At 72.5% G+C, this 3,854-nt stretch carries 4 protein-coding genes; 2 read left to right on the forward strand and 2 right to left on the reverse strand.

Translation table 11 applies throughout. From position 1 onward, the window contains the following. Together ACTUAL_RS16245 and ACTUAL_RS16250 are read right to left on the reverse strand one after the other, a co-directional pair. A partial coding sequence (locus tag ACTUAL_RS16245; RefSeq protein WP_440900854.1) for an OPT family oligopeptide transporter occupies positions 1-1,641 on the reverse strand: 1,641 nt, incomplete at its 3' end. Between the two features lie 12 nt (positions 1,642-1,653). Next, complete coding sequence (locus ACTUAL_RS16250) at positions 1,654-2,403, reverse strand: IclR family transcriptional regulator (protein ID WP_440900855.1); 750 nt, start codon at positions 2,401-2,403, stop codon at positions 1,654-1,656. A gap of 126 nt (positions 2,404-2,529) precedes the next feature. Between ACTUAL_RS16250 and pepE the strand changes: the two genes are divergently transcribed. Beyond that, positions 2,530-3,279 carry a dipeptidase PepE gene (gene pepE / locus ACTUAL_RS16255; RefSeq protein ID WP_440900856.1) on the forward strand — a complete coding sequence of 250 codons (750 nt, stop codon included), beginning with the start codon at positions 2,530-2,532 and terminating at the stop codon, positions 3,277-3,279. A 174-nt stretch (positions 3,280-3,453) separates the two neighbouring features. Next, on the forward strand, positions 3,454-3,854 hold a 401-nt coding region (locus tag ACTUAL_RS16260), incomplete at its 3' end, for a serine/threonine-protein kinase (protein WP_440900857.1).

Below are 3,854 nucleotides of genomic sequence, written 5' to 3' on the forward strand. Positions count from 1 at the left end.
GACCAGGGCGGCGTCGTTCTCGCCCTCGGGGCCGCGCTTGCGGACCCACAGGACGCGCAGGGCGAGCGCGGCGAGGACGAGCCAGCCCGCGTTCGGGGTGGCGACCAGGAGGCCGGTGGCGAGCAGGACGCCGATCTGGCGCTTGGGGCCGCCGATGAGCTGGATGATCGCGCCGGGGACGGCCCAGATCAGCAGGTTGCGCAGGACCTCGGGGTCGCCGAGGCCGGCCTTGATGGTGTCGGCGTAGACCTTCGACACGGGTGGGACGTCGCCGTTGGTGAAGTAGCTCTGCCAGAGCAGGGCCACCGCGCCGACCGCGACGGCGAAGCCGATGACGCTGGCGAGGAGCTGCTGGCGGCGGCCCTCCAGCTCGAAGGCGCTGTACGGGCGGTGCGCGCGGCGCAGGAGCCAGCCCGCCTTGAGGTCGTAGCCCATGTCGGCGAACGCGGGGCCGGTGGCGGCGCAGTAGGCCACCAGGACCATGAGGGGCACCTGGGGGAAGCCGAGGAACAGGCCGACGATCAGGAAGATCAGGGTGACGGCGAAGGCGGGGAACCAGCCCGCGTGCATGGCGGCCAGGCCGACGATGATCTCGTGCACGATCGCGGCGAACGCGGCGAACAGGACCCAGCCGATCAGGGCCGGGACGGACAGCTCGGAGTGCACCCCGGCGAGGACGGCCAGGATCGCGGCGCCACCGACGTACAGCAGGTAACCGGTGGAGAAGGCGCGGCGGAGCTTGCCGATGGTGACGGTGTCCACCATGGACGGATCGTCTTCGAGGTCCGCGTCGGAGCCGTCGGCCTTCGCGGCGGCGGCCTTCTTCTCCTCGGCGCCCTCCCTGCGGGGGTCCTGGGCCCCGGACTTCTTGGAGCGGCGGCCGAGGAGCAGCAGGGCGGCCTGGACGAGGGCGACCAGACCGGCGCCGATCATCACGCCGTGCGGCACGTAGAGCGCGGCGAGCTTGACGTTGAACAGGACCGGGGCGTACTGCGCGGCCAGGAGGCCGACGCCGAACATGCCGAGCGCCCAGACGTTGCCGATCAGCGCGACGCCCGCGGCGGACATCGGCAGGCCGGCGAAGCTGGCGCCGAAGCCGAGGACGCCGGACACGGCGAGGATCTTGGCCTGACGGCCGCCGGAGTCGCCTGCCTTGATGGTCTCGGCGGCGGCCACGCCGGGCGGCCACGCGGCGTGCGCGGGCAGGAACGAGGAGCCGAAGCCCCGGTAGAGGATCCACACGTCGATCGCCAGGCCCAGGCCCGCGCCGATGAAGACCGGCCAGACCAGCTCGGGCTTGCCGAAGACGAACGGGATCGCCATCGGGATCAGCAGCGAGTTCGCGGCGGCGAAGGTGGAGCCGGAGATCGCGGACTGGGCGAGGTTCTGGCGGTGGACGCTGCGCATCCTGGCCAGGCCGAGGAAGGCGAAGCGGCCCACGACCATGGCGACCAGTGCGCCGATCACCGAGGTGTTGGGCGAGACGCCCAGGGTGGTGATCATGTGCAGGCCGATGATCGCGCCGAGCACGCTGAGCAGGGCGATGATCACGAACGTGATGGGCTCGAAAGCCCTGGGGTGCTTCTCGGGGGCGTCACCGGTGGTCGGTGTCGCGGGGTCCTTCGAGGAGTCAAGGGACACTGAGGTCTCCTCTCACGCTGTCCGGCTGAGGGCTTCGGACAGTTCGGCTGCGGCCGCGAGCAGGTGGCCGACGAGTTCAGGGGTGGCGGCGACCTGGTGGGTCACGCCGAGGACCGCGATGCAGCCCGTGATCTCGCTCCCGGATATGACGGGAGCGGCGACCGAGGTCACGTGCGGGTTCACCTCACCGGTGGAGGTGGCGAAGCCCCGCTCCCGCACGGCGGTGTGCAGGCTGTGGAGGGTGGTGGCGTCGTGCGGGCCGGTCTCGGTCGACTCGTCGAAGCCGGAGGCGATCAGCGCGTCGATCTCCTCCTGGGGCCGGAACGCGAAGATCGCGTGCCCGGCCGCGCCCCCGTACCAGGGGTAGCTGCGCCCCAGGGTGAGCTCCCAGCGCAGGTCGCCGGGCGCGTCGGCGGCGGCGGCGAGCACGTAGCGGGAGCCCTGGCGCACGTTGAACACGGCGGACCTGCCCACGAGGGCGGCCAGCCGGTTGAGCACCGGCAGCGCGATCTGCCGGTTGGCGTCGGACTCGGCGGCCAGGTGGCCGAGGCCGATCAGCGCGGGCCCCAGCCGGTACATCCGGGTGCGCTTGTCGGCGACGAGGAAGCCCCGCCCGGCGAGGGTGGCCATGATCCGGTGGACCTGGGAGGTGCCCAGACCGAGGCGGCGCGCGGCGTCGCTGACGCCCCACGTGGCCTCGGTCGCCGAGAACAGCGAGAGCACGTCGAGCGCACGCTGGACGGTGAGCAGCTCGTCAGCCACAGGGGGTCCCTCCGGACGGTGGGCTTCCCGATAATCGGGAAGGCTTTCCTGTCATCGGGATGAACCGTAAATGCTCCATCGGCCGCAATCCAGCCCCCCCGGTTGCTAATCCGTAAACTTCGGCGCGTGGACCTGCTGCTCTTCTCGAACTCGACCAATCACGGCGGGCGTCCCTACGCCCACGCGCTGCCCGAGATCCGCGACTTCCTCGCCGGTGTCGAGGACGCGCTCTTCGTGCCCTACGCGCTCGCCGACCACGACGCGTACACCGCGAAGGTCGCCGACGCGTTCGCCCCCGCGGGGGTGGCCCTGCGGGGGCTGCACCGCGAGGCCGACCCGGTGGCGGCGGTGGCGGCGGCGGGCGCGGTCGTCGTCGGCGGCGGCAACACGTTCCGGTTGCTGCGCTCCCTGCAGGGGCAGGGGTTGGACGTGGCGATCCGCGAGGCGGTGCGCGCCGGGACGACCCGGTACGTGGGCGCCAGCGCGGGCACCAACATCACCGCGCCGACCATCCGGACGACCAACGACATGCCGATCGTGGAGCCGGGGTCGTTCGCGGCGCTGGGGCTGGTGCCGTTCCAGATCAACCCGCACTTCATCGACGCGGACCCGACCAGCACGCACATGGGCGAGACGCGGGAGACCAGGCTGCTGGAGTTCCTGGAGGAGAACGACGTCCCGGTGCTCGGGCTGCGGGAGGGCACGCACCTGCGGGTGTCCGGGGACGGGCGCGCGCGGTCGTGCGTGGTCGGCGGGACGTCGGTCGCGGTGCGCGGGGGCGGGCCTGCGATCGTGTTCCGGCGGGGGAAGGACCCGGAGGAGGTGTCCGGGGACGTCAGCTCGCTGCTGGACGAGCGGGTGGCGTTCGACGGCTGAGCGGGTGCGCGGCGGCCCCCGGTCGGGACTCGGCCTCCCGGTCGGGGGTTTTCGCGCTGGGGTTTGGAAAGCGCTTTCCGGTCTGTCCGGAGACGTCTCCGGCACCCCGGCGGCCCGTTCTGCTATCACCCAGTCGGGTGGCCCCTACGCCCGGTGACTCGGTACCGTCGGCCCGTGCCACACGCGGGAGAGCTGATCGCCGGTCGCTACCGGCTGGAGTCGCTGGTCGGGCAAGGGGCGATGGGGGTCGTCTGGCGGGGGCGGGACGAGGAGCAGGACCGCGTCATAGCCGTCAAGCTCCTGGAGGAGTCGGTGCGGTCGGCCGACTCCAGCGCGTGGATCGCCCGCGAGGGCCGCATCGCGACCCGGCTGCGGCACCCCAACGCGATCACCGTGCACGACGTCGTGGAGCACGACGGCACCCCGTGCCTGGTCATGGAGTACCTGCCCTCGCACAGCCTCGGCGCCCTGCTGGACGAGCGCGGGCCGCTGCCGCCCGGCGAGGTGGCGCGCATCGGCGGGCTGGTGGCCTCGGCCCTGACCGCCGCGCACCAGGCGGGCATCGTGCACCGGGA

This window comes from Actinosynnema sp. (assembly GCF_052038725.1).